This is a genomic window from Leclercia sp. Marseille-Q4284, from assembly GCF_916618945.1.
Lineage (GTDB): Bacteria > Pseudomonadota > Gammaproteobacteria > Enterobacterales > Enterobacteriaceae > Enterobacter > Enterobacter tamurae.
The window spans coordinates 3,071,658-3,096,418 of sequence record NZ_CAKAKG010000001.1 but is presented as its reverse complement, the minus strand read 5'-3'; the positions used below and the strand labels follow the sequence as shown (position 1 = coordinate 3,096,418).

Annotated in this window: 23 protein-coding genes and 1 tRNA gene; 11 read left to right on the top strand and 13 right to left on the bottom strand. The window is 48.6% G+C overall.

Features of this window, described 5'->3' with window-relative positions; genetic code table 11:
• Positions 1-3: 3 nt before the first annotated feature.
• Positions 4-2,637, bottom strand: coding sequence for an EAL domain-containing protein (locus LG383_RS14610; RefSeq protein ID WP_304608146.1), 2,634 nt, complete (start codon positions 2,635-2,637; stop codon positions 4-6).
• 595 nt (positions 2,638-3,232) lie between these two features.
• On the opposite strand from LG383_RS14610, the gene LG383_RS14605 reads away from it, so the two are divergent.
• From LG383_RS14605 to LG383_RS14585, 5 genes are all read left to right on the top strand, one after another.
• Positions 3,233-3,907 carry a LuxR family transcriptional regulator gene (locus LG383_RS14605; RefSeq protein ID WP_225759471.1) on the top strand — a complete coding sequence of 225 codons (675 nt, stop codon included), beginning with the start codon at positions 3,233-3,235 and terminating at the stop codon, positions 3,905-3,907.
• Positions 3,908-3,995: 88 nt separating this feature from the next.
• Positions 3,996-4,490, top strand: coding sequence for a fimbrial protein (locus tag LG383_RS14600; RefSeq protein WP_225759470.1), 495 nt, complete (start codon positions 3,996-3,998; stop codon positions 4,488-4,490).
• A 61-nt stretch (positions 4,491-4,551) separates the two neighbouring features.
• On the top strand, positions 4,552-5,220 hold the full coding sequence (locus tag LG383_RS14595) for a molecular chaperone (protein ID WP_225759469.1): 669 nt from the start codon (positions 4,552-4,554) through the stop codon (positions 5,218-5,220).
• Positions 5,221-5,246: 26 nt separating this feature from the next.
• Positions 5,247-7,736, top strand: coding sequence for a fimbria/pilus outer membrane usher protein (locus LG383_RS14590; RefSeq protein WP_225759468.1), 2,490 nt, complete (start codon positions 5,247-5,249; stop codon positions 7,734-7,736).
• 9 nt (positions 7,737-7,745) lie between these two features.
• On the top strand, positions 7,746-8,750 hold the full coding sequence (locus LG383_RS14585) for a fimbrial protein (protein WP_225759467.1): 1,005 nt from the start codon (positions 7,746-7,748) through the stop codon (positions 8,748-8,750).
• On the opposite strand, the gene LG383_RS14580 is transcribed toward LG383_RS14585, so the two are convergent.
• Positions 8,737-9,231: a winged helix-turn-helix domain-containing protein gene (locus LG383_RS14580; protein ID WP_225759466.1), complete on the bottom strand. Its 495-nt coding sequence runs from the start codon at positions 9,229-9,231 to the stop codon at positions 8,737-8,739. The two genes, LG383_RS14585 and LG383_RS14580, sit on opposite strands and share 14 nt — an antisense overlap.
• A gap of 345 nt (positions 9,232-9,576) precedes the next feature.
• Here LG383_RS14580 and LG383_RS14575 point away from each other — a divergent pair.
• From LG383_RS14575 to LG383_RS14555, 5 genes are all read left to right on the top strand, one after another.
• Positions 9,577-9,652: transfer RNA gene (locus LG383_RS14575), tRNA-Thr, on the top strand.
• Between the two features lie 163 nt (positions 9,653-9,815).
• Positions 9,816-11,015 (top strand): integrase arm-type DNA-binding domain-containing protein, encoded by a 1,200-nt coding sequence (locus tag LG383_RS14570; RefSeq protein WP_225759465.1) that lies wholly within the window; start codon positions 9,816-9,818, stop codon positions 11,013-11,015.
• A gap of 352 nt (positions 11,016-11,367) precedes the next feature.
• The gene (locus tag LG383_RS14565) at positions 11,368-12,417 is read left to right on the top strand and encodes an ABC-three component system protein (protein WP_225759464.1); all 1,050 of its coding nucleotides are present in this window, start codon (positions 11,368-11,370) and stop codon (positions 12,415-12,417) included.
• Positions 12,410-12,886, top strand: a complete 477-nt coding sequence (locus tag LG383_RS14560) for an ABC-three component system middle component 2 (protein ID WP_225759463.1) — start codon at positions 12,410-12,412, stop codon at positions 12,884-12,886. The genes LG383_RS14565 and LG383_RS14560 overlap by 8 nt, the downstream gene beginning before the upstream one ends.
• Positions 12,883-14,691 carry a hypothetical protein gene (locus tag LG383_RS14555; protein ID WP_225759462.1) on the top strand — a complete coding sequence of 603 codons (1,809 nt, stop codon included), beginning with the start codon at positions 12,883-12,885 and terminating at the stop codon, positions 14,689-14,691. The genes LG383_RS14560 and LG383_RS14555 overlap by 4 nt, the downstream gene beginning before the upstream one ends.
• 280 nt (positions 14,692-14,971) lie before the next feature.
• Here the strand turns inward: LG383_RS14555 and LG383_RS14550 are convergent, their stop codons facing one another.
• The 3 genes from LG383_RS14550 to LG383_RS14540 all read right to left on the bottom strand — a co-directional run bounded on the left by LG383_RS14550 (position 14,972) and on the right by LG383_RS14540 (position 16,580).
• On the bottom strand, positions 14,972-15,358 hold the full coding sequence (locus LG383_RS14550) for a hypothetical protein (RefSeq protein ID WP_225759461.1): 387 nt from the start codon (positions 15,356-15,358) through the stop codon (positions 14,972-14,974).
• A 56-nt stretch (positions 15,359-15,414) separates the two neighbouring features.
• A complete protein-coding gene (locus tag LG383_RS14545) occupies positions 15,415-15,666 on the bottom strand; it encodes a DUF1471 domain-containing protein (RefSeq protein ID WP_225759460.1) in 252 nt (83 codons plus the stop codon).
• A gap of 140 nt (positions 15,667-15,806) precedes the next feature.
• On the bottom strand, positions 15,807-16,580 hold the full coding sequence (locus LG383_RS14540) for an SDR family oxidoreductase (RefSeq protein ID WP_225759459.1): 774 nt from the start codon (positions 16,578-16,580) through the stop codon (positions 15,807-15,809).
• 148 nt (positions 16,581-16,728) lie between these two features.
• On the opposite strand from LG383_RS14540, the gene LG383_RS14535 reads away from it, so the two are divergent.
• Positions 16,729-17,622: a LysR family transcriptional regulator gene (locus LG383_RS14535; protein ID WP_016243455.1), complete on the top strand. Its 894-nt coding sequence runs from the start codon at positions 16,729-16,731 to the stop codon at positions 17,620-17,622.
• Between the two features lie 34 nt (positions 17,623-17,656).
• On the opposite strand, the gene LG383_RS14530 is transcribed toward LG383_RS14535, so the two are convergent.
• The 8 genes from LG383_RS14530 to LG383_RS14495 form a co-directional block, all read right to left on the bottom strand.
• Positions 17,657-18,646 (bottom strand): aldo/keto reductase, encoded by a 990-nt coding sequence (locus LG383_RS14530; protein ID WP_225759458.1) that lies wholly within the window; start codon positions 18,644-18,646, stop codon positions 17,657-17,659.
• Positions 18,647-18,672: 26 nt separating this feature from the next.
• Entirely contained in the window at positions 18,673-19,524 is an 852-nt protein-coding gene (locus LG383_RS14525; RefSeq protein WP_014226777.1) for an aldo/keto reductase, read from the bottom strand.
• A 401-nt stretch (positions 19,525-19,925) separates the two neighbouring features.
• Positions 19,926-20,354, bottom strand: a complete 429-nt coding sequence (locus tag LG383_RS14520; protein ID WP_225758889.1) for a hypothetical protein — start codon at positions 20,352-20,354, stop codon at positions 19,926-19,928.
• Between the two features lie 586 nt (positions 20,355-20,940).
• Positions 20,941-21,369: a hypothetical protein gene (locus tag LG383_RS14515; RefSeq protein ID WP_225758889.1), complete on the bottom strand. Its 429-nt coding sequence runs from the start codon at positions 21,367-21,369 to the stop codon at positions 20,941-20,943.
• A 375-nt stretch (positions 21,370-21,744) separates the two neighbouring features.
• Entirely contained in the window at positions 21,745-22,809 is a 1,065-nt protein-coding gene (locus LG383_RS14510; RefSeq protein WP_225759457.1) for an alpha/beta fold hydrolase, read from the bottom strand.
• Positions 22,810-22,916: 107 nt separating this feature from the next.
• Positions 22,917-23,501 carry a flavodoxin gene (locus LG383_RS14505; protein ID WP_225759456.1) on the bottom strand — a complete coding sequence of 195 codons (585 nt, stop codon included), beginning with the start codon at positions 23,499-23,501 and terminating at the stop codon, positions 22,917-22,919.
• A 9-nt stretch (positions 23,502-23,510) separates the two neighbouring features.
• Positions 23,511-24,272 (bottom strand): carboxymuconolactone decarboxylase family protein, encoded by a 762-nt coding sequence (locus tag LG383_RS14500; protein ID WP_225759455.1) that lies wholly within the window; start codon positions 24,270-24,272, stop codon positions 23,511-23,513.
• Positions 24,250-24,729: a cupin domain-containing protein gene (locus tag LG383_RS14495; protein ID WP_225759454.1), complete on the bottom strand. Its 480-nt coding sequence runs from the start codon at positions 24,727-24,729 to the stop codon at positions 24,250-24,252. The genes LG383_RS14500 and LG383_RS14495 overlap by 23 nt, the downstream gene beginning before the upstream one ends.
• Positions 24,730-24,761 lie beyond the last annotated feature (32 nt).

Below are 24,761 nucleotides of genomic sequence, written 5' to 3'. Positions count from 1 at the left end.
GCGCTATCCCTGTGAATTCTGTTCGATACGTTCCTGTGCCGCCGAGTCCAGCGTGGCAATTTGCTCCTGCAACGCCGTCAGGCTGAGTGGCCTGCTGATTAAATAGCCCTGCGTTTCATCGCACTTCATCATCATCAGCTTCTGCAGCTGGCCTTCGGTCTCTACCCCTTCAGCGGTAATACTCAGCGAGAATGCTTTACCCAGGCCGATAATGTTTTCAACGATGGTGTTGGCGCTGTCGCTATCCGGCATGCCGTCGATAAAGGACTTATCCAGCTTGATGCCATCGAACGGGAAATTGCGCAGATAGCTCAGGGAGGAGTAGCCGGTCCCGAAATCATCCATCAGCAGCTTCACGCCCAGCTTCTTCAGCGCCAGCATGATTTCAAGGCTGTTTTCCGGGTTCCACAGGGTGGCGTTTTCGGTGATTTCGATCTCCAGCCGGGCCGGGTCTAACTGTGAGATCTGCAGCGCATCCTTGATACGATCCACCACCTGCCAGGACTGGAACTCGACGGCAGAGATATTCACCGAGACCGAGAGACCGTGCAGGGACTGCTGTGCATCCCGACAGGCGGTCTTCAGCACCCAGTCGCTGAGCGGAATGATCAGCCCGGTCTCTTCGGCCAGCGAAATAAACTGATCCGGCATGATCAGGCCAAGCTCGGGGTGATCCCAGCGGATTAACGCCTCCACGGCGATGATCCGCGACAGGTCATGGCCGTAACGCGGCTGGTAAACCAGACGGAACTGCTCTTTTTTAATGCCGTCGCGCAGGCTCTCTTCCATCTCCCGGCGCTGCACCATCTGCTCAGCCATTTCGGGCATATAGAACACCCACTTGTTGCGCCCGGTGCTTTTGGCTTTGTACAGCGCGATGTCCGAGAAGCGCAGGAGTTCGCCCGCATCGACGGCATCGTGCGGCGCCATCGCGATTCCGATGCTGGCCCCGATCACGATCTCGTTCCCGTTGATCAGGAAGGGGCGGGTCAGCTCGGCAATAATACGTTCACACAGGGTATCAATGTACCGCCGGTCATGAATGTCGGAGATAACCAGAATAAACTCGTCTCCGCCCTGGCGCGCCACCAGATCGTAATCGCGGATACAGTGCCGGAGCCTGGCCGAGGCCTCATGCAGCACGATATCGCCGGCGCCGTGACCGAACAGATCGTTGACCGGTTTAAACTTATCGAGATCGAGGCTAAGCATCGCCAGCGGGTGCATCTGCGTCGGCTGCGCCCGCAGTTTGCCCTCCAGAAACTCGCGCATCCGCACCCGGTTGGGCAGCCCGGTCAGCTCGTCGTGGCGGGAGAGATACTCCACGCGCGCCTGAGCTTCGACCTCCAGCGTGACATCCGTGGCGGTGCCCCGGTAGCCGGTTATCCCTTCCGGGGTGATAACCGGTTTGATCGCAATATGGCAGTAGCGCTGGTGGCCCATCGCGGAGAGATAGCGGCAGTGCAGCAGGCGGCGATGACCCGTCTGGCCGGGGAGGGTGATCCACTCCGCCAGCGACTGGTTTTCTGCGGACATCAACTCGCTCAGCGGGCGGCCGATCCAGGCTGATATGCTGTGCCCGGTAATGCCGGGAAAACGCTCGGAAAGCCAGGTAAAACGCAGCTCGGGATCGGTCTCCCAGATCCAGTCCGTGGTCGCCTCGGCGACGTCACGAAAACGGCGTTCGCTGGCGGTGAGCGCCAGACGGTTCTGGGCCAGCAGATAAGTATTTTCATCATACATCCGCGCCTTTTTGAGCGCGTTGCGTCCCAGCATCAGGCCGGGGATCGCGGTGCAGAGTGCCAGCAGGATCAACAGCGGCAGGATATAGCGCAGCAGTTCCCGACCAGGGTTCTCGCTTTTCCATTCAAAGGTGATTTGCTGGCCATCAATGGGAAGGGTTGCCACCCCGCGTCGCCCTGCCAGTTTCGCGGCGCCCTTGTGCTGCACGCGGGTCTGATTGATACCGTACTCTTCACCCAGCGCGCTGAGCTTACGGGCATCCAGCACGTCAACGAAGACCAGCACGGAGGCGGGGCCGGGAGCTACAGGGATACTCATGTCGTCACCCGTGGTGATGCGCGCTGCCGCCACCAGCGCCGGATGGCCGTCCTTCATCACCACTGTACTGGACACCGGCATGGCGTCCGGTTGGGCTATTTTCTGCAGCAGCTCGGGCAGAGGATCGTCTCCCAGCCAGGTTTGCAGCGAGCCTGTCACCAGCTTGCCGTCGATCACGCTGTAACGGGTCTGCCCGCTGCCGTCCACGACGAACAGCCCTTCGTACTCAAAATCGCGCCACAGCGTGGCACCCATGTTTTGCCGGGTGTACGCCCAGTCAGTATCCACGCTGGGATGAAGATGCTGGTAGGCTTCGCCCCACCAGGCGTAGTCTTTGACATGGGTGGTGAGCGTATCGACGCGGTTATGGATCGCCTTTTCCAGCAGCATGGCACTGTGCTTATCGCTGTCCTGATTGATGTTTTGCACAATCGTCAGCAGCGCGATGATGGCGATAATAAACAGCCCTGACAGCAGGGCAAACATCAGCAGCAGGGCACGTTTGATAAAGGTCGCCGTTCTTTTCGGCTCCAGATCCGTACCGGATATATCATCGGTGACAAAAAATTTATGCATTATTTACCCACTCTCTCAGGCATTTCTGTGTTCCGATTAGAATTAGTATCGACCTGTTCCGGCGGGGCTTTATTTCAAAAAGGTAAAGGTAAAGATAGCCGATTATAGGGTTAAAAGAAGTAGATGCGATGCGTGTTAACGGCAAATAGCTGCCAAATGTGACGGAGGATGCGTATGGCCAGGCAAAACGGCAGCAACACACATTCATTGTTGCTGGTTGATCGGCTGGTGAGTAAAAAACAGTCAGCCTATTGCGTGACCGTCACTATCCACCCTGTTCGTTGCGCTGAAATATGCGCCTAATCTCCTTAAGTTAAACTATTTAACTTGTTGTTTTTAAACTATTTGTCTCTTAATTGATTTTTTAATAAAACTTCATTGGAATTAAGGCTTATAGGGCGTTAGCTTTAAATAAAGAAAATTTCATTATCGAAAATCAATAAGTTTAATATTTAGGATTATTATTACAGATACTGAGGAAGAATCCCATTGGATAAGTATGGTCTTTTTATTTAATATTTATACATAGATTGTAATGAATATGGGTAACGTATAGCGAGTACACTAATCAGCTTTTTAAACATGGAGCACCCTATTGAGTTCAATACTGATTTTGAGTGACGATTATATCTTTGGTGAGGCTATAACGGTTTTACTGAAAGAGGTGAAATCAGATGTCAGCACGCAGGTAAAAAACGATGCGGTGACGGATATTTATTTTGTCACCTGGCGGGGGAGTATCGATCGCACTTTGGCTGCTAACCGATGCAGCGCATTAATCGTAAACATCCATGATAATCTTAATGCCAGAACCATTAGCCTGCTTAATCGGATCAAACGTGAATATCCGCTGATTCGCATTATGGTATTCGTAAATGAGATTGTGGATTATCAAAATCCGTTTATCCCTGTATTAATGCCGATCTGTGACATTCTGGTTAATCGTTACGAAAGCATACCCGGGATAAAGCGTAACCTGACTCAATTAGGTTTACTTATGCAGCATGGTCCCACGCGTTTGCTAAATCGTTTTTCGCGTACCGGACGAATCATGCTTAACAGTACTGATTCAATGCTTTCGGCGTTATCAAAGCGAGAACGTGAAGTAATGAACTATCTGGCTCAGGGAAAAAGCCCGACGGAAATTGCGGAAGAGTTATATGTAAGTCCTAAAACGGTATACACCCACAGACACCGAATTTATGCCAAGTTGGGTGTCAGGAATATTATTGAGCTGCATAAAAACATGCGCATTAGTGCAATTATTTGATAACCCAGATATACCTCAGCTTCACCAACATCACCTCCATTAACGGTAAACAGACGCCAGGGAGGGTTTATTTAAAAGGATGCTACCCATGAAACATGCCGTTCCTTTAGCTTTACTTTTTTTCAGCGCCACCGCTTTCGCCAGCGACGGCACCATCACTTTTACCGGCACTATCACCGATACGTCATGTACTATTTCCACCAGTAACGTCACGGTCGATTTTGGCACGGTTGCTGCCAGCGCCTTTAAGGCGAAAGGTGACACGACGGGCGGCCGTGCATTTCAGCTGACCCTGACCGACTGCCCGTACGAAAGCGCTACCGTTCGCTTCGACGGCAACGCCGATGCAGAAGGTAAGCTGTTTCAGGTAGATAGTGGGGCAGATAATGCGAGCAATGTGGGTATTGCCATTTATGATGCCAACAATGTGCAGGTGCTGCCAAATAGCCCGTCCAGCGCTTACGTATTGTCAAAGACGGCGGCGAATACGCTTAATTTCTCGGCCAAACTGCAATCCACGGCGGATACCGTCAACGTCGGTAATATTGCCGCGACCTCTAATTTTACCATCGTTTATCCATAATGCTGGGGCTGGTGATAAGCCAGCTCTTTTAATGCGATTAATCCGCTCTGGAGAATAGTAATTGAAATTATTAATTTCACTGTTGCTGATTATATTCTGCATGCAGCCTGCTTTGGCGGGTATTACATTAAGCGCAACGCGGGTGATTTATGATGCATCTGCGAAAGAGGCGGCTATTAGCATTAGCACCTCCGGTGAAAATCGCCCCTGGCTGGTGCAGTCGTGGCTGGAAAATAGCGATCGCGGCGATACCTCATCACCCTTTGTTATTACACCACCGCTTTTTAAGTTGATGCCAGATACTACCTGGCAAATTCGTATTACCAAAATACGCGATACGCTGCCGCAGGATCGCGAATCACTTTTCTGGCTCAATGTTAAAGCTATTCCCGCAGTGGATAGCAATGAGCATAACCGTATGCTGATTGCCACCAAGAGCGTAATGAAATTGATTTGGCGTCCCGCATCGTTAAGCGCATCAGCCGCGGCCGATGCAGTAAAGCAGATTAGCGCCAAAGGCGATGGACAAACCATTACGCTGCGCAACCCGGGTCCCTATTTTATCAATATTGGTTCGCTACGGGTGAATGGTCTGCCGGTAAAGACGCCGGGCTATATCGCCCCCTTTGCCACCCGCTCCATTAGCCATCCACAGCGGCAGGGAAAGCTTGAGATCCAGGCGATAAACGATTACGGCGGTTTAACCTCGGCAGTCACGCTTGATTTCTAATCATCAGATCAATATGGACATAGAAGATGAGAGTAAGAAAGCTGGCGCTTTTGCTGACCTGGGGCTGCACGCCGTGGGGCGCGCATGCCGATCTCTATTTTGATACCAACGCGTTAGATCTCTCTGATGAGCAGAAGCAGCAGCTTAATCTTCAATCATTTAGCGATCCCGAAACGGCTTCTACCGGGGACTGGGATGTGGAGGTACTGGTTAACGGCGTGGCTACCGGGCAGCGCACCATCACCTTCGATGCCTGCGGAAAAAGGCTCTGCGCCCGCTATTCACCGGCGCTGCTGTCTGAGCTGGGCGTGCGCACCGAACAGTTTCCTGAGCTGGCCGCGCTGCCAGCCGATCAGGGGCTGACGGACATTGAAAATTATATTCCGCACGCAACGAGCCTGTTTGACCCGGCACGGCAGCAGCTGCTGCTGATGGTTCCTCAGGCGGCGTTAAAACCGATGATCCGCGGCGATGTTTCACCCGCGCGATGGGACGATGGCCTGCCGATGCTGTTTACCAGCTACAACCTCAACGGTATGGCGTCGCGCTACCAGGATAGCAGAGACCGATCGCAGTACCTCAACCTGCGCAATGGCGCTAACCTTGGGCCCTGGCGCTTACGCAACTACAGCTATTACAGCCATGATAATCATAGCGGCGACCGCTGGCAGAGCATGCAGACCTGGCTTGAGCGCGATATCCGGGCTTTGCGATCGCGCCTGACGCTGGGTGAAAGCGCCACCACGGCGCTGGTCTTTGACAGCTTTAATTTCAGCGGGCTGATGCTGGCCTCGGACGACGGCATGCTGCCGCAGAGCCAGCAAGGCTTTGCCCCCATCATTCGCGGCATCGCGGTGAGCCATGCCCAGATCGAGGTGCGCCAGAAGGGCAATATTATCTACCAGACGTGGGTGCCGCCCGGCGCGTTCGAAATAACCGATCTTTTTCCCACCTCCTCAAGCGGCGATCTGAACATCACCATCCGGGAAGAGGATGGCAGCGTCCGTACCTTCGTGCAGCCGTTTTCATCCGCACCGGCCATGGTGCGTGAGGGCCAGTTGAAATACGCGCTGAGCGGCGGCAAATACCGTAGCGATTACGCCTCAGCTACCCGGCAACAGTTCGTCCAGGGGGAGATGGTTTACGGTGTGCTGAACGCGACCACCCTGTATGGCGGCGTGACGGGTGCCGAACATTATGCCGCGGCCGCTGTGGGCATTGGTCAGGGGCTGGGCGAGCTGGGGGCTGTCTCAGTCGATATCACCCGTGCGCAAAGCCGTTTCTCTGACCGGGATGAGGCTAAGGGCAACTCGGTGCAGTTTCGCTACAGCAAAAATATCAGCGCCACGGACACCACCATGACCCTGGCGGGCTATCGCTACTCGACCGTCGGCTATTACAGCTTTGAAGAGGCCAGCGAGGCCTGGCGGGACGATCGTTCGCACCCGTATGGCCAGCCGAAGCAGCGCATGCAGATGATCCTGAACCAGAGCCTCGGCGAGGGGGGAGGCCTCACCTTATCCGCGTATCAGCAAAACTACTGGCGGGGTGATGGCAGCAAAACGCGCTCTTTGACGCTCGGCTACAACGTGAGCATCTTCGGGGTGGGGGTGTCGCTCAGCTACAGCGATAACCAGACCCGGGGACACGAGGGTAACGATAAAATCGCGTCGCTAAACCTTTCGTTACCGCTGAACCGCTGGCTGAGTCGATCCAATACCGCGCTTGCCAGCTATAGCCAGACGCATGCGCAGAGCGGACGCAGTCAGAACCAGGCCACCCTGTCCGGGACCGCGCTGGAGGATCGCAACCTGAACTATTCCCTGTCGCAAAGCTATGTCAACGATGATCAGACCGGGCATAGCAGCGGCAGCGCCGCCAGTCTCCGCTACACCGGCAGTAAAGGGGTGGCATCCGTGGGGTACTCCACGGAATACGGGCAAAGCCAGCGCATTAACTATGGGCTGCAGGGCTCGCTGTTGTTACATCCTTATGGCCTGACCGCAGGGCAGGAGCTTGCGGAAGGGGGAGCCAGCGCGCTGGTGCACGCCCCCGGCGGCGGAAACCTGAAAGTGAAAAACGCCACCGGCGTCTCAACCGATAGCGCGGGGAACGCCGTCGTGCCGTGGCTTACCGTCTATCAGGAAAACATCATTCCAATTGACGCCCAAAGCGCGGCGGACGATGTGGAGATTGGCAACACCCTGCAGCGCGTGGTCCCAAGCCGCGGCGCGCTGGTGCTGGCGGAATTCAAGCCTCAGCGCGGTAACAGGCTCTATACCCGGCTGTTCTGGCAGGGGAAAAATGTCCCCTATGGTGCGTTGGTGAATGCCGGCGACTCGCACAGCGGCATCGTTAACGAGCGTGGTGAGGTCTACCTCAGCGGGCTGGATGACAGGGTGGCGCTTAGCGTGACATGGGGTAGCGGCAAAGGCTGTGTGGCGTCCGCCGATCTTAGCAAGGTCACGAAAGTTAACGGTATCGCCATTATGGATCTCGAATGCAGGACGAATTAAGGAGTGATGATGAGAAAATGGGCTTTATACGCGGCACTGGCGGGGCTGAGCGTTAGCGCCACCAGCGTGCGGGCCACCTGTACCCTGCAAAACGGGGCGAAGGCAGGGAGCGTCTCTATCTCCTTTTCGACAGAGACGTTCGATCCCGGCGTCAGCGCCGGTACGCAAAAACAGACGCGGGCAATAAGCAATGCGACTATGGCATCGGCGATGGGCATCACCGGGTCGCAGCGTATCGCCGCCTGCAACGGCGGAGAAAACCTGATGATCACCGACAGCGCCTATACCGTGCGGGCAGGCTACTCCCCGGGTAATACCGGCTATATAGAGACGGGGATACCCAACCTCTATATGTATATTGTTTATACCCCCGGCACGGCGACGGGTATCCTGTTTCCGACTACTGCGGGAGGGAGCTACAGCCGTCTGGCAAGCACCATCAACAGCGGATCCGGCCGCTGGGTTGATATTGGGAATGCCACCGTCTATCTGTATCAGGCGGGCAGAATATCCCAGGGCGGCGTAGTGCCAGCAGGATTATTAGCCCGCTGGCGAACCTCTGATGGGGTAAATTTTGTCGATATCATGCTCAATAGCTTTGTCGTAAACGTCAAAAGCTGCTCGCTAATCAATAACACCCCGACAGTGCCGCTGGGAGAGGTTCACGTCTCGCATTTCACCGGCGTGGGTAGCAGCGCCGGGAGCAAGCCTTTTTCGCTGGATATGGATTGCGACTCCAGCATCAAGCCGACGGTGACATTTACCGGCGTCTCGACCTCTGGCGGAACGGTACTGCCGCTGGATAATTCAGATGCCTCCACCACGGCGAAGGGGGTGGGCCTGGAGCTGCTGTATGGACAGAATACGGTAACGCTGGGTCAGGCGCTCTCCCTGGGCACCACCAGCAGCGGCGTCAACAGCTACGGCTTTACGGCCCGCTATGTGCAGACGGAAAGCCGTATTCAGGCCGGAGAAGCCAACGCGACGGCAAACTTTACGATTAATTATGAATAAGTATGGCGATAAGAATAAGCATCAATATTGCATTAGATATAAGCAGCGTATAAAAAAAGCGTAATGACAACGTGATGCCGGATTGATTATCTGGCCCCGTCGACGTTGTAGTTTCGTTATCAGTTACAGGCGGGATTTCATCGATGGGTAAGGCGGAAAAATGCGGGCAAAGCTGAAAACCTTTTCGTGGAACGGTAATGATAGCCTCTTCCTGGATTCCCGCTTTTTTAAGGCTATTACGGAGCTGGTAAATATGTTGGTGCAGTGTGTTATTAGTAATCCACTTCCCCCTGTCGCCCCATATCTTACGGCTCAGGTAAGGGTAGGCACAGAGATCGCCCTGCCTGGTAATCAGCAGCTTAAGACAGTTAGTTGCGGGCCTGCTAAGTGAGACTTTACTGGAAAAGCAGAGTGAAGTTGAGAGCAAGCCAGCGGCCGCATTAAAATAAACATGATTGTTCAGCAAATAGACATCTTTCATGATAATTCCTTTTAATCATTCCAGGTGGATTTGTTATAAACTATATACAATCGTAACAAGCTTATGGGACTATTTTGAATAATTTACATAGCTTCATGTTTAATAACAAAAATAGACCAAAAAGAGTAAAGCAATTATTTAGGGGGAGGGCGTATTATTATTCTACGCCTCTTTTGCAGCAAATCTAAGACAAGCCGTGTCGGCGGTTGACTGCGCCCGGCAGAAGCGGTAAGCGCGCAGGGAAACGATGCAAAAATAGCCGTTCGGTGCATAAGGCTATTGACGCATCGCGAGGTTAGATCTAGGCTTTTGCCCCGTGGTTACGTTCGTAACCGGCCTCTCAGGGCCGATATAGCTCAGTTGGTAGAGCAGCGCATTCGTAATGCGAAGGTCGTAGGTTCGACTCCTATTATCGGCACCATTTCAAACTCTTCCCAAGTCTACCGAAATCAACTTAAAGCCCGTATACTGCGGATTCAAGCCCGTATCTTATCTCCTGTTATCAACTGGACTCAACCGGAATCAAGTTATAGTTGGGGGCATAAGTGGGGGCATTCTGTGTTCGGTCCAGGGAGATGCCCCCAATGAAGCTAAATGCGCGGCAGGTAGATGCAGCTAAACCCAGAGAGAAAGCCTATAAGCTGGCAGATGGTGCTGGTTTGTATCTTGAAGTCGTTCCCTCTGGTTCCCGATACTGGCGGATGAAATATCGCTTCAATGGAAAAGAGAAGCGTATGGCTTTTGGGGTCTATCCGGCAGTGTCCCTTGCACAAGCGAGGGCACTGCGTGATGAAGCCAAGAAAAAGCTGGCCGAGGGTATCGATCCGTCTTTCGCAAAGAAAGAAGAAAAGCTGGTTCGGGATGTGCAGCTCAACAACACGTTCCAGTCTGTGGCGCTTGAATGGCACGGAACGAAGGTGAGCCGGTGGTCAGAAGGTTATGCCTCGGACATTATCGAAGCTTTCAATAAAGATATTTTCCCCTATATTGGTCAACAGCCGGTGAATGAAATCAAACCGCTGGTTCTGCTTAATGTGCTGCGTCGAATGGAAAGCCGTGGCGCGACAGAGAAGGCCAAGAAAGTTCGCCAGCGCTGCAGCGAAGTCTTTCGTTACGCCATCGTGACTGGCCGTGCGGAATATAATCCTGCAGCGGATCTTACCAGCGCGATGTCAGGGCATGAATCGAAGCATTATCCCTTCCTTACCGTTGAGGAGTTACCAGACTTCTTTAAAGCTCTTTCTGGCTATACAGGCAGCCCGCTGGTTGTTCTTGCCGCACGTTTGCTGATCCTTACGGGAGTTCGCACCGGCGAGCTTCGAGGTGCTTTCTGGAGTGAGTTTGATCTTGAAAAAGCGGTGTGGGAAATACCTGCAGAGCGTATGAAGATGAAACGGCCTCATCTGGTGCCCCTCTCTACCCAAGCGCTGGAAATCGTACAGCAACTCAAAGTGATGTCTGGGCAATATCCTCTTGTGTTTCCAGGAAGGAATGACCCGCGTAAAACGATGAGCGAAGCGAGTATAAATCAGGTGTTCAAGCGGATTGGATACACGGGGAAGGTAACGGGGCATGGTTTCCGCCACACGATGAGTACGATTTTGCATGAGGAAGGGTTCAATACAGCGTGGATTGAAACCCAGCTTGCGCATGTCGATAAGAACGCGATTCGTGGGACGTACAACCATGCGTTGTATCTGGAAGGACGTAGGGAGATGATGCAGTGGTATAGCGATCTCATTATTGATTTAAATTCCGCAATGCTGTCAGGCTACAAAATCTAATACAAATCGTTCACTTTGCTGGTTTTCGACCGTTGGACATCATAGTTTTTTTTCGATAAAGTATTAAATATCAATGGATTGAGGCATGGTAACTACCATGTCTCTTTTCATACGATTGTGTTGTAATGCTTTTCTTACAGTCAAAATGACTTTTTACTATTAATCTGTACTGACATAACAAATTGATAAGTATCTAGTTCTTAAAATCATGTTTAACTGAGATAATTGAATGACTTTTGTAAATAAAACTATGTGTATCAAAATTAGCGAAAATGAGTGTTTTTAAAGTCATTATCCGTGCTGGGTTAAAGATCAGGCGAAACAACGTATTGGCTGTCTACGAGGGATGATCATGAGCATTGCTTACCATAGAGGACCATCGCTTCCAACACCAGAGCAAAGATTGTTGCTTATGAATGAGGATGATTGGGAAAATTTTATCCTGCAGTCTGTGTATCAACTTGCTAAAGAAGGAGTGTATACACAGGTACATCGTATTGGTGGTGCCGGAGATAAAGGGCGTGATGTTTGTGGTAACACACAGGAAAAGACTGAATTCTGTTCTTGGGATCTTTACCAAGCCAAACATTATGAAGATACATTATCGCCGAGCACGTTTGCTCCTGATCTTGCAAAATTTTTGTTTTATGTTTTTTCAAAACAATACACACAACCAAAAAATTATTTTATCTGTGCACTTAGAATTGGGCCCAAACTCTACGATTTAGTCACTAATCCTATTTCATTAAATGGTGAAACACTAAAAACTTGGATTTTAAAAGAGTGGGAAAATAAAAAAGGAGACTTTAAAACCTTTAAGAAAGATATGACCCCTGAATTAGAGTTGTTCATAGAGAAGTTTCCTTTTGATATTATAAAGATAAAAACTCCAAGCGAATTGATTGATATACATTCTAGAACTGATAAGCACTGGGAAGTTTTTGGCATCTTAGGTCCGCGAGGAGATAACCCCGAAGTTCCTAACGAGCCGGAAATTCAAGAGCAAAACTATATAAAAAAATTATGTAAAGCCTATGGTAGTGCACAGCAGAAAGAAGTTTTATCGATTAGTGAAATACCAAAAATTTATAATAAGCATTTCTCTCAGCAAAGGATTCTCTTCTATTCTGCCGAGGGGTTGAATAGATTTAGCAGGGATAAGATTCCAGGAGCATTTGAGGACCTGCTAGACCAAGTCAATACAGGAATAGGTTCAGTAGAATCGCTTCCTTATACACATGGTGTTGAAAAAATTACAGAGGTTCAAAAGGTGGCTAATGCCCTTCAGGTTACTTCTAACCCTCTACATGCACGGTTACAAGCCGGAGATCTCCAAGGAACATGCCATCACCTAGCTAATAATAGAACATTATGTTGGGTTGAGGAGGATGAGGATGAATAATTTATTTAATTCGCCATTTGAAATAGGGGTTCGAATGGTTTTTCTTTTGCTTTCGCTATATCCAAGAAAGGCTGATTTGCAAAAGTTAGTATATCTTGAATATGCAGCTGTATATTCTGAGGATTTAGGTGGCCCAACAAGTTTACATACTCCTGTTCCAATGAGAGGGGGGGAGTATATATGCAAAAGAGATGTTATTGAGCATGGCCTTTATCTAATGTCAGCAAGATCTTTTATTGATGTTACTTATGACCCTTCGGGTATCTATTATTCTGTTGGTGAAAATGGACCTGCACTAGTGGGACTTATTGGAGGTAGTTATGCATCACAGCTACTTTTGTCTTGCGAATGGGTCTCGAGACATTTTGGAGATTTAAGTGTAAGCGAACTCTCATCCTTATTTGATAAGAAAAGCTTGGCTTGGGGTGCGGAGTTTTCCTCTTCAGAAGTGAAATGGAATTATTTATGACAATTAAAATATTCAAACTCACAGCATCTGGAATAAAGAAAGAAAAAGCCACTATCTTATTCAACTGTGAGTCTCATTTGATATTTGGGCCGACTGATACAGGAAAGTCGTATATTGTAGAGTGTTTTCGTTATTGTTTGGGTGGAAGGGATAAGCCAAAAGATATTGGTTTTTCTGAGGGTTATTCAACACTTTCATTACAGATTAAAGTTAATGAAAAAGAAGAGTTTACTATATTCAGAGACTTAGTGAGTAATGAGCAAAATGTATATCGTGGATTTACTGATATAATACCAAGCTCACAGCATAATAAACTGAATGAAGACTTGTCTTCATTGTTAGTTAAATGGAGTAATGCTGATGGTAAGCTAATTTTAACTAAGCGTGGAGTAAAGGGTAATTTCACTGCAGGCGACATACGATTTATTTCAATTTTTGATGAGATAAGAACATTAGACAATGATGCTTTCGTTGGCACAGATACAAACTTAAAGACTAGAAATGCGGCAAGTATGGCTTTGGTTCTATCCGGTAACGATGATTCTAATATTATTTTACCTTTATCAACGGATGAGATTAATAAAGCTAAAGGTCACGCCGCTGCTATTGAAGAGCAAATTGATACCCTCAAAAAAGAGTTGCCTGAAAATTTGGTTAGAAGCGAACTTGAAGATTCCTTAAGAAAAATTGATTCTGAAATTAAAAGAGTTAATGGAGTAGTGAAGGACTTGAGTGAGGAATTGATTCAAATAAGAACGCAAGAGATTTTTCTTGAAAAAGAAAAGAGTAGAATAGATAGTGAAATAATAGCATTCAATGAATCACTATCTCGCTTTGATCTTTTGAATGAAAAGTATTCAAATGATATTTCTAGATTAGAAGTACTTAAGAAAGCAGCTGCAATTGTACCAAGTTTTGAAATAAAATCTTGCCCGTTGTGCTCGACTCCATTACAAAATCAAATTGGTAATGATAGTAATAATTTGGATTTTTCAGTTCTTTGTTCAGCATCTGAATCTGAAATTGTGAAAATTAGAAGCCTTCAATCCGGTCTTCTGGATGCTGTTAGCGAAATTCGAAGCGACATAAGTTTTTTAGCTAATGAAAAAAATCTTATAATGGAAATGATTAGTGATGTTGTAGCGAAGAAAAAATTATTAATGAAACCAGTAGAACCGATTGACAGATTTGGGTTTGATCTTTTGTCAGAAAAAAAAAGCGAACTAACATTATTTATTAAATCGATGGAAAAATTAGATAGTTTAAGCGTCCGTCTCGCTGAGGTAGCAAAGAAAACAAAAAGAACTAAGCATAAAGTCATTAGGGATTTATCAGTAAGTAGTACTGCTTTATGCCAAGATATAATTTTTTTATTATCTGAATGGCAGGTGCCTGGGGTAAATAGCATTTCTTTCAATGATGAATTTTCTGATATTTTGATAAATCATCGTCAACGCGTATCTTTCGGTAAAGGTAAAAGAGGGATTTTCTTAACTGCTTTCATGATTTGTCTAATGGATCGGGCAATTAAGAATGGATACCCTCATCCAGGTTTTCTGATTATTGATTCACCTGTAGTTACTTATAAAGATCCAAAGCATTCAGTTGATAATGAAGATGAAGAGCTTTTAGATGAAAGTGTCAAAGAACGTTTCTATTCCTGGCTAGGAAACGAAACTACATTAGGCCAGATAATAGTTCTTGAAAATGAAGAGCCATCTCCGTTACAAAAAGAAAAGCTAAAATATACTGAATTCGTAGGAATGTCTGGCTCAAATGGTAGAAAAGGTTTCTTCCCTGCCTGAATGATAATTAATAATGGCTCAGCTTTTTGAGTGTGAGCCATTATTTTATGTTTCCAGCTTGGTTTTATAAATATTAAACAGTTTATTTGACGGTTGTTATTATTAATGTATTTGGTTGTAAGCTGTTGTAAGATAAATTTTACTCAGTCTTGGGTCTGTCTGAATACAACATATATTGTTCTTTGAGTGAAATTATCCACAATTAAAAAATGGGAATACTAGTCTCGCAAATATGAATTTGTATTGATATATGTGGTTTGTATAAACATCAGATTCTGATTTATTCTGCTAATGTGCAGTAACTGAAGGGTATTGTGTAACAGTTGAATATTATAGCCTTGTACAGCAGGCTATAAACTTCGTTCTGGGCCAGAAAAGTTTGGAGTAAAAGGCCTTCAATTTTCGTAATACCCCCCCCTTGGTAATATTTATAGACTATGCCCATCACTGGTTCATTAGTTTCAATAAGATCTTTCGCCGCAAGTCTAAGCTTTTTATCTTTAATATACTTCCCAAGGCTAACTTCTTTTACCTGCAAAAAAATCCGCTGAAGATGCCACTTAGAGTATACTGCCCGCGCAGCAACATCCTCTATCTTCAGCGGTTTATGTAAGTTTGAATCAATCCATTGAATTATCTCATCGATAATGTCTTCTGTTCTGAACATAGAACGACGCTCACTTTAAGAGGGTTGTGACATATTCTGTTCGGGATGTTACTGATTTACTTATAGATTTCAGCAACCCCGTGTAGCCTGTTATCCCCCGTTGTCGACAGGATTTTGAATGATGTTGCCCCTTGCTCATCAGCCTTACGAGAAAGAACATCCGATAACTCATCAAGCGTATAGGCATTGCTGGCTGAGACTACACCCATCTTTTCTTTCCCAACTGCGTGGTTAATTTCCTGAGCGGCAGATGCGGCATTCACTGAAATAAATCCCATGACCAATGTAGTAATAAGTCTTGCTTTCATATCTAGTACCTCTTTAACAATATGCTTGAAACTGGATTTGTATCAGGAGTAACTTCCTCCATCTGAGTATTCAAATATACAGACTTAAGCTGTCATGAGACTGACCGCTATATGACAAAATTGTCAGGGTTGTAGATTGGTTATTTTTTTGAATACAGGTTCAGCTCGTTAAAAATGCAGTCAGGTTCTTCACGTAGCGGCATATTGTCTATGTCCAGAATCCCATCATTTTTTTGTGGATCATCAGCCTGCAGGTCTGCAAACAGTGGGTTAAGATCCTGCTGTGCTTCACCTCGTTCAGCCACCAGCTCGAACGTTTTATTTTTTGCCTCGTCGTGGGTCAGGGCACTGACCAGAACCTGGGCGATTTGCTCCCGGGATATCACACCATCTTCCGGTGTTCCTGCATGGCGACGATCTCCCTGAAGCATAACGATTCGGTGTTCATCATCATTGTTGTAATCAAACCAGCCGGGCCTGACGATGGTATAGGGGTGACCAGTGGCCCTGACCAGACGCTCGGCACGTCTTTTCCAGTCATGAACCTCAGTGCGTTGATTCCAGGTGCTGAGTCGTTCAGTCACGCCAATCGTGGTCATCAGGCTGATACGAACAGATACATCCCTGAATATTCGTAAAATATTGCGCACTCCGCCATAATCTATCGCCCTGGCACCAATACGACCCTGACCATCGGAACCGAGAGTGAAGATGATGGCATCAATATCTTTCGGTAATTCGGTGAGTGTTTCAGGTAATGAAACATCGCCGTAAAAAATATCTGTTCCCCGAGGAAGCGATTTCACTTTGCGCTTATTTCGAATCAGCGCTACAGGCTGATGGCCCATTTTGATAGCGGTATTGACGACATGAAGGCCAATACTTCCTGTCGCCCCTGCAACGAGTATTCTCATGATAAACCTACTGATAATTCAGACTTATTTTCGATACGGTCAGAATATCAATTATCATTAATGTCAGTAATGGGGCTAAAATGATTGTGTCTATGAACACCCTTCATGAGTGTGCGATGAAGGGAATGCCTCCATAAGGAAATCGCCGATGCTCAAAGAAAATTTCAACGAACTGCAAATCTTTCTTGTGGTGGCAAGGGAGCGAAGTTTTACCAAAGCAGCGGGCAAACTGGGCGTTTCTCAATCTGCACTCAGCCACGCGATGAAGGCCCTGGAGGAAAGGCTGAATATCCGCCTTCTGACCCGCACGACCCGAAGCGTTGCCCCTACAGAGGCCGGTGAGAGAATTATTGCCTGCCTTGAACCGCGTATTGCCGATCTTGAGCAGGAGCTGGAATCGCTTGTTCAACTGAACGGCACTGCCTCCGGCAATATCCGTTTATCTGCCGGGGAGCATGCCGTGCGAAGTCTGGTATGGCCGAAGCTAAAACCCTTCCTCAGGGAATATCCGGAAATCAATGTTGAACTGGTGGTTGATAACGGCTTTGTCGATATTGTTGAGGGGCGTTTTGACGCCGGGATCCGCCTGGGCGAAAGCGTGGATAAGGACATGATTGCGGTAAGAATTGGGCCGGACATGAGAATGGCCGTGGTAGGAGCGCCGTCTTATTTCGCTGCAAATCCTGCACCTGAAACGCCGCACGAGCTACAAAATCATCGGTGTATCAATATGCGCCTGCCGACAGCCGGTGGGCTTTACCACTGGGAGTTTGAGAAGGAAGGGAAACCGTTAAGGGTCAGAGTGGAAGGGCAGGTAACGTTTAATCTGCAGGCGGAAAGAATTGATGCGGCGTTATCCGGTTTTGGCATCGCCTGTATACCTGAAGACAGAGTGCAGGATTATATAAAGTCAGGAGAGCTTATTCAGGTTTTGCAGGACTGGTGCCCATCTTTCCCCGGATATTACCTCTACTACCCGAGCCGCAAGCAGCATCCCCCCGCTTTTGCGCTGATGATCGATGCACTTCGCTATCAGGAATAACGGGTCCGCCAATTGCAGCGGACCCGTCCGGGTATTAACGGCCTACGCGGGCCTGGTGCTCAGGAGAGTAACGTTCGCCGACGATTTTAATCGTTTCAAGCGCCTGGGTTATCTGTCGCGAGTCATCCTGAGAAAGGATGATGTCGGCGGCCCCCAGGTTTTCCTCCAGCCGGTGCAGTTTCGTGGTACCAGGGATAGGAACAATCCACGGCTTTTGTGCCAGCAGCCATGCCAGCGCGATTTGTGCAGACGTCACGCCTTTCTCTGCCGCCAGTACACCCAGCAATGAGACCAGCTTTTCATTGGCTTCGATCGCCTGCTCGGCGAAACGCGGCACGGTGCTGCGGTAATCATCCTTGCCAAAAGTGGTTCCTGGCTTAATCGATCCCGTCAGGAATCCTTTGCCTAATGGGCTGAAGGGCACAAAACCAATACCCAGTTCCTCCAGTAACGGCAGGATCTCCTGCTCAGGCTCGCGCCACCACATTGAGTATTCGCTTTGTAGGGCCGTGACAGGTTGTACGGCATGCGCACGACGAATGGTTTGCGCACCCGCTTCGGACAGACCGAAATGTTTAACTTTGCCTTCAGCTATCAGGTCTTTTACCGTACCCGCAACATCTTCAATCGGGACATCCGGATCGACACGGTGTTGATATAGCAGGTCAATGACATCAGTCTTAAGACGGCGTAATGATCCTTCCACAGCTTCACGGATATGCTCCGGACGGCTGTTTAAAATCTGCTGCTTGTTGTCGTCGCCAAAAGTAAAACCAAACTTAGTGGCAATGACCACACGGTCACGAAACGGTTTTAAGGCTTCGCCGACAACTTCTTCATTGAGGAAGGGGCCATACACTTCAGCGGTATCGAAGAAGGTTACGCCACGTTCAACCGCTGCGCGAATGAGCTCGATAGCCTGACGAGTATCGGTCGCCGGACCATAGCCGTGGCTTAAGCCCATGCAACCGAGCCCAAGCGCGGATACTTCAAGTCGGGATTTACCCAGATAACGTTTTTGCATTGAATGAATACCTCTTTTATCGCGACTTAAACATCAAGTTTGCGGCCCGTCAGCCATTCCACCATCGCCGGGTCGCGGTGAGAGAAGAAGGCGCTGGTTGCAGTGTCGAGGGCAGCAATCTGCAGCATATCTTCAGAGCTGAGTTCAAAATCGAGAATGTTGATGTTCTCTTCCATGCGTTCTTTGCGCACCGATTTCGCCAGCGAAACGATGCCTCGCTGGAAGATCCAACGCAGCACAACCTGACCCACGCTTTTGCCGTACTTCTGGCCAATCGCCGTTAACACGGGATGCTGGAACAGGCCATTTTTACCCTCAGCAAACGGTGCCCAGGCTTCCGGCTGAATGCCATGGCTTTGATTCCACGGAACAGCATGCAGCTGCTGGTTGAAGGGGTTTACTTCAATCTGGTTTACCGCAGGGGCCACTTTGTTAAAGGCGATAAGGTCGGCCAGTCGGTCTGGATGGAAGTTGCTGACGCCAATGGCGCGAATTTTGCCTGCCTGCTGCAGTTCTTCCATAGCACGCCATGCCCCATGGACATCGCCGTAAGGCTGGTGAATCAGATACAGGTCGACGTAATCAAGTTGCAGCCGATTCAGAGAACGTTCGAACTGGGCTTTAGCGCCTTCGTAATTGGTATCCTGTAGCCACAGTTTGGTCGTTACAAAAAGTTCGTTACGCGCGATACCGCTCTGTTTCAGAGCGTTCCCGACCTGAGTTTCATTCTGGTAAGACGCAGCGGTATCGATCAGGCGGTATCCCGTATCGATCGCATCAATAACGGCTCTTTCGCATTCAGCAGCATCCGTCATCTGGAAGACACCAAAGCCTAGCAGGGGCATTTCAATACCGTTGTTCAGTTTTACAGTTTGCATGACGTTATCCTTCAGCTGTTGTGTTGGAAAAGCATAACGCAAACTGATTTATTCGATTAGATGGGGTAATTAGCTAGGGTTTATTAGATGTGTTCATTAATTTTTAGGGAGGGCTGAAGATCGGCTTTGTGCCAAAAGCGGACGTTTCCAAGATTTGCATTCATTAATCCGCGTAGAACAGATCTTATCGCATAGTCATGCAAACATGCCGGGATCATCAGGGAGGTTTTTTCGAGATACGGACAAGAAAGGTGCTCTAAACAGATAGGAGGCCGCTGAAACGCGCTTAAGACCCCTGCGGGGGTGCGGCCAAGAGATGCTATGGTAAATCAATACGATTGCAAGCGACAAGAAAGCCGCCCTATCTGGCGGCTTTCTGTAACGGGAACTCTGATTAGTAATTACAAATCAACTTTTTTTACGACCTCGTATACTGCTGCATTGTTGATGTTACGGTTTTGAAACTCAACAACCAACTCGCCCTCTGCTGCTTTATCCCAGAGTTCGTTAGCAGTGGTGCGGAACCGACGACCCAAAGATTTTCTAGTTGAGGGACTCAGTTTGCTCCATGATTCATTTAAGGCTTTAAAATATAACTCATTTGCTTTGAAACTCTTGTTTTCTTTACGGTTTTGTATCGCAAAGGAAATCATCTGATGAATTACTTCATTGATTTCATCATCGCTTAAAGTTTTGGTTTTTTTACTATTAACAGCATCACTAAGAAGCGATGAAACAATGTCCTCGAAGTCCATGTCTTCGTCGTTTTCATTAGCATGGTTAAGAATCTCGCGCACCACTGAATCTTCAATATCTATAAGAACCTTCATGTTTACCCCTTGTTTTTCATTGTGTCACCTTGTTAATCCGAAATATATTTGAAATGCTTACTCATGTAAACATGTTTTTTATTGTTTTTAGTTCTTTTTAATTGTTTCTCGGAGCTGTCCAAGTTGCTGGGTCATTCGGTGAGGGGGCGTGCTCATTTCTCAGACTTGGGATGAAAGTCCCTGTCTAGCTTGATGGTGAAAAACGACTAATGGGGCGATAGGGATGTTATGTCTAATGTGGCATAACATCCCTATCGCCATGATTTTAACGTCCGCTAATCGCTCAAAGCGGACCTTCAGCTCAGTCAGCTTCGTGCCAAAAGCGGACGTTTCCAAGATTTGCATTCATTAATCCGCGTAGAACAGATCTTATCGCATAGTCATGCAAACATGCCGGGATCATCAGGGAGGTTTTTTCGAGATACGGACAAGAAAGGTGCTCTAAACAGATAGGAGGCCGCTGAAACGCGCTTAAGACCCCTGCGGGGGTGCGGCCAAGAGATGCTATGGTAAATCAATACGATTGCAAGCGACAAGAAAGCCGCCCTATCTGGCGGCTTTCTGTAACGGGAACTCTGATTAGTAATTACAAATCAACTTTTTTTACGACCTCGTATACTGCTGCATTGTTGATGTTACGGTTTTGAAACTCAACAACCAACTCGCCCTCTGCTGCTTTATCCCAGAGTTCGTTAGCAGTGGTGCGGAACCGACGACCCAAAGATTTTCTAGTTGAGGGACTCAGTTTGCTCCATGATTCATTTAAGGCTTTAAAATATAACTCATTTGCTTTGAAACTCTTGTTTTCTTTACGGTTTTGTATCGCAAAGGAAATCATCTGATGAATTACTTCATTGATTTCATCATCGCTTAAAGTTTTGGTTTTTTTACTATTAACAGCATCACTAAGAAGCGATGAAACAATGTCCTCGAAGTCCATGTCTTCGTCGTTTTCATTAGCATGGTTAAGAATCTCGCGCACCACTGAATCTTCAATATCTATAAGAACCTTCATGTTTACCCCTTGTTTTTCATTGTGTCACCTTGTTAATCCGAAATATATTTGAAATGCTTACTCATGTAAACATGTTTTTTATTGTTTTTAGTTCTTTTTAATTGTTTCTCGGAGCTGTCCAAGTTGCTGGGTCATTCGGTGAGGGGGCGTGCTCATTTCTCAGACTTGGGATGAAAGTCCCTGTCTAGCTTGATGGTGAAAAACGACTAATGGGGCGATAGGGATGTTATGTCTAATGTGGCATAACATCCCTATCGCCATGATTTTAACGTCCGCTAATCGCTCAAAGCAGACCGTCACGTTCCCATTTTATTTTTTGAAAAAACTGATGTTTGTATTGAGCCTTCATTAATGAAGACTCAATATTGGCTCTTCCTACTGCAGATCTTTTTCCTTCAAAAATTTATTAACCAAATCAGCAATCTGCACATTATTTAAATCAGAGAAAGGGAAGTGGGTATTCCCTTTGATTCCCACTTCAGGCAGATGCGTCACCGTGACATCCCCGCCATGCTTGTTCACCACGTCACGCCACTCACGGGCCATCGCCAGTCTTACGCGCCAGCTGTCCTGCGCGGGCATGGCGACAGGTTTATCCGGTATGTTATCGCCGTAAATAATCAGAATCGGGATTTTGGTCAGTGCCATAAACTGCTCCATTGGAACAGGCTCACCCTTCAGCGTGTCGAACGCACTTGGCATAGGGTCAGGGAGTTCTTTTTCCGGGAAGACAAAGCTGCTGCCGGGCTCAAAGGCGACAATGGCTTTGACCTTGTCATTTTTCATCGCCGTGTACCAGCCTGGTCCGCCACCCTGAGAGTGGGTGAAGAGGATAGCGGGGCCGGATTTATCCACGACGGCGGACATCGCATCAGAGATGACATTGATATCAAACGGCCCGGTATTTGGGGTCATCTGACGGAAATACTGATTCAGTGCTTCTTTGTCGTGAGAGAACTGAACGCCCTTAAAATACTCTGGCCACACGCCAACGCGGAACTGGTTGAACCACATCTGTTCATCCGGTTTTGGCGAAACAGTACCTTCTACGGTCGTGCGCCCGGCGCTGCCCCGACGTGGCTGATCGACAAGATAAGTTGAGAACCCGCGACGCAGGAAGATGTTCTGGAACCCTTCGCGACCATCCGGGGTACTTTCCCAGGTACGGGAGAACTGACCTGCGCCGTGCAGCATGACGATAGGGTATTTATGCGGATTCTCCGGGATTTGGTAGAACACTGAGGCATGATCGCCATGATAGGTTTGGCCAGCTGAATCCAGCGGCTTTTTCGCGTCAAATGTTCCTGGCGCGGTGATGATAGTGCCACCAGCAGAAAAGCTTCCCTGTTCCTGAATGACCAGCGGCTCGGCGTATACCGACTGAGCCATCAGGCCACCCGCCATCACGCAGATGGCCAGCGTTTTTAAGATTGTCTTCAAGATTACATCCTCTGTTATGTTTGCCGTTCAATCATATCTGAGTAGTCAGCGTTAATTATTTAGCACCCCTGATTGCCCTTATTTGGCAGACTCATGAATGCGGACGATTAACTGCGTATTGTCTCTAACCAACTGGTGACCGCTTCAGTGGTTCTTCGCTCCTGGTCGCATTCAATGACCAGCGGTTTTTCCCGACGCGCAGTTGAGGCGAGAAGGGTAAGGATGTCGTCGCTGTCTCCTTTACCGTAGCCACCGTGAGTAATGAAGGGGATGAGTAATTTGCCCGCAAGGTTGTGGCTGCTGAGAAATGTTTGCACTACAGGCGGCACGCTGGTCCCCCAGATCGGAAAGCCTAAATACACGGTCTCGTAGCGTGAGATATCTGCAACGCTATTTTTTAATGCCGGTTTTACACCTCGCTCACGCTCATTTTTCGCCTGTTCAACGGTCTGAAAATAGTCTTCTGGATAAGGCGTAGCCGGTTCGATTTCAAACAGATCGGTATTCAGGCTGCGGTGAATGACGCCCGCAATCACCCGTGTATTTCCGCTGCGGGAAAAGTACGCCACCAGAACACGGCTTTTACCCTGCACGTTTGCGGTTCCGGTCGCAGCTGATGCAAAAGAAACGTTCGCCAGCGTCAGCCCGGCAAGTGCGGTGATTAACATTCTGCGGTTGGGATCATGCTCCATAACCCACTCCTAATTGTTTGCGAGCGCCTGTTGCAGCGCCTTTTCAGCTCGCGTTGCGGCATCACTTTCGCCATGTTCACGCAGAACCTGTGCCAGCTGGCGCAGCTGCGCTGCCGTCAGGCCGACCCGCATGCTTGCTCGCGTATGCGACAGCAGTTGTGATTCGACGCCCGGCGTGGCCGCTAATGCGCCAACCGTTGCCAGCTCGCGGCTTTGCCAGTCGAGGTTATCGCGGGCGAAAATGTCGCCGAAAAGGTGCGTTTGCAGGAACTGGTTAATGACCGGGGCAAAATCAAACAGCGGACCCTGGACGGGAGCGCCTGAGATTTTCGTCTGGTTTGCGGTACCGACACGGCGAAGCTCATACCCGACAGGGATCGGGGCAACCGGTTCTTTACCCTCCACGTCTTTGATACCACGTTGTTTACGTACTTCGACGACTTTCATCAGTTCATTAAGCGCATTCAGGCTACGGGGGAAGCCCGTATAGGCATAAAGCTGGACGAGAATCTCTTTGGTTTCGTTTATCGTGAGCCCGGCATCCAGTCCCTGATTCAGGGCTGCATTCAGCTTATCCATCTGACTGCTGGCCATCGATGCCGCAATCAACGGGATGGCCTGTTGGCGGGCTGACAACGTATCTGAAACCTTTTTTTCGTGGTTCATTTCTGAGGCTCCTTTACTGACGGGCGCAGCATGTGCCGCGAGACCAAAACCAAAGGTCAGCAGTACCGCTGCCGCTAATGTTTTAATGGGCGTGGTATTGTTCATCTGTCACTTTCTCCATCCAGTTAACGCTTTTGCCATCCACAATCCCGGTTATCGCCAGATGCGTCATCGCGCTGCCGGGGGCCGCCCCGTGCCAGTGTTTGACGCCCGCCGGGCAAGAGACAACGTCACCGGCGCGGATAACCTGCACCGGCTGGCCTTCTTGCTGGGTGAGCCCAACACCCGAGGTCACAATCAGCCGCTGACCTGCCGGATGCGTATGCCAGGCGGAACGAGCGCCGGGTTCAAACGTGACATAAGCCCCGGAAACAGGAATGTCGTTATCCGGTTTGAAGAGAGGATCAACCCTGACACGACCGGTAAAGTTCTCGGCTGGCCCGAACACCGCATTCTGACTTCCTGCGGGGGCGATATGGACAGCGGGATTTTGCTCCGCTGCCCAGGATGAAAATGTGAAGAAGGGCAGTAACAGCCCGAGGTAAAGTAAATGTCCGATCATGCAAAGCGTCCTTATCAATGAAGAGGGGATTG

What these genes read in the sequence shown, in the direction of transcription:
- LG383_RS14600 (WP_225759470.1), top strand. Translation starts at nt 3,996, where the DNA reads ATGAAACATGCCGTTCCTTTAGCTTTACTTTTTTTCAGCGCCACCGCT.
- LG383_RS14500 (WP_225759455.1), bottom strand. Translation starts at nt 24,272, where the DNA reads ATGAACAATACCACGCCCATTAAAACATTAGCGGCAGCGGTACTGCTG.
- LG383_RS14495 (WP_225759454.1), bottom strand. Translation starts at nt 24,729, where the DNA reads ATGATCGGACATTTACTTTACCTCGGGCTGTTACTGCCCTTCTTCACA.
- LG383_RS14515 (WP_225758889.1), bottom strand. Translation starts at nt 21,369, where the DNA reads ATGAAGGTTCTTATAGATATTGAAGATTCAGTGGTGCGCGAGATTCTT.
- LG383_RS14590 (WP_225759468.1), top strand. Translation starts at nt 5,247, where the DNA reads ATGAGAGTAAGAAAGCTGGCGCTTTTGCTGACCTGGGGCTGCACGCCG.
- LG383_RS14520 (WP_225758889.1), bottom strand. Translation starts at nt 20,354, where the DNA reads ATGAAGGTTCTTATAGATATTGAAGATTCAGTGGTGCGCGAGATTCTT.
- LG383_RS14580 (WP_225759466.1), bottom strand. Translation starts at nt 9,231, where the DNA reads ATGAAAGATGTCTATTTGCTGAACAATCATGTTTATTTTAATGCGGCC.
- LG383_RS14560 (WP_225759463.1), top strand. Translation starts at nt 12,410, where the DNA reads ATGAATAATTTATTTAATTCGCCATTTGAAATAGGGGTTCGAATGGTT.
- LG383_RS14530 (WP_225759458.1), bottom strand. Translation starts at nt 18,646, where the DNA reads ATGCAAAAACGTTATCTGGGTAAATCCCGACTTGAAGTATCCGCGCTT.
- LG383_RS14525 (WP_014226777.1), bottom strand. Translation starts at nt 19,524, where the DNA reads ATGCAAACTGTAAAACTGAACAACGGTATTGAAATGCCCCTGCTAGGC.
- LG383_RS14570 (WP_225759465.1), top strand. Translation starts at nt 9,816, where the DNA reads ATGAAGCTAAATGCGCGGCAGGTAGATGCAGCTAAACCCAGAGAGAAA.
- LG383_RS14555 (WP_225759462.1), top strand. Translation starts at nt 12,883, where the DNA reads ATGACAATTAAAATATTCAAACTCACAGCATCTGGAATAAAGAAAGAA.
- LG383_RS14610 (WP_304608146.1), bottom strand. Translation starts at nt 2,637, where the DNA reads ATGCATAAATTTTTTGTCACCGATGATATATCCGGTACGGATCTGGAG.
- LG383_RS14585 (WP_225759467.1), top strand. Translation starts at nt 7,746, where the DNA reads ATGAGAAAATGGGCTTTATACGCGGCACTGGCGGGGCTGAGCGTTAGC.
- LG383_RS14540 (WP_225759459.1), bottom strand. Translation starts at nt 16,580, where the DNA reads ATGAGAATACTCGTTGCAGGGGCGACAGGAAGTATTGGCCTTCATGTC.
- LG383_RS14505 (WP_225759456.1), bottom strand. Translation starts at nt 23,501, where the DNA reads ATGGAGCATGATCCCAACCGCAGAATGTTAATCACCGCACTTGCCGGG.
- LG383_RS14565 (WP_225759464.1), top strand. Translation starts at nt 11,368, where the DNA reads ATGAGCATTGCTTACCATAGAGGACCATCGCTTCCAACACCAGAGCAA.
- LG383_RS14535 (WP_016243455.1), top strand. Translation starts at nt 16,729, where the DNA reads ATGCTCAAAGAAAATTTCAACGAACTGCAAATCTTTCTTGTGGTGGCA.
- LG383_RS14550 (WP_225759461.1), bottom strand. Translation starts at nt 15,358, where the DNA reads ATGTTCAGAACAGAAGACATTATCGATGAGATAATTCAATGGATTGAT.
- LG383_RS14545 (WP_225759460.1), bottom strand. Translation starts at nt 15,666, where the DNA reads ATGAAAGCAAGACTTATTACTACATTGGTCATGGGATTTATTTCAGTG.